Source organism: Tamlana crocina (genome assembly GCF_012037625.1).
Genome location: NZ_JAAVJS010000863.1, coordinates 1 through 283, shown reverse-complemented (window position 1 = coordinate 283; position 283 = coordinate 1). Strand labels below are relative to the sequence as shown.

The window sequence follows — 283 nt, the reverse complement described above, 5'->3', positions numbered from 1 at the left end:
GACAAGATGAAGGTAATTCCATCAATACTATGGTTGGGCCCAGATCTTATTCTCAGTTAACCGAGGCTGCGCCAGATCTTCCATCGGGTTGGAGTTTTAACCCGGTTGAACCCGAATTATATGAATTGCTGGAAGGTGATCCAAGGTTTGATGCTACTATTCTTGATATGGAAGCTTTGGAAGCTGCAGGTGCTGCGACTTATCTTCCGGGATATGAAGATACAGGATATTTCCTTAATAAATTTATCCCTACCCGTGCAGATGTTACTACAGGTGCCGGAGA

At 44.2% G+C, this 283-nt stretch carries 1 pseudogene; it reads left to right on the top strand.

Annotated elements, in window-relative coordinates:
* Nucleotides 1-283: pseudogene (locus HC176_RS19295) on the top strand (RagB/SusD family nutrient uptake outer membrane protein); the annotation flags it as partial.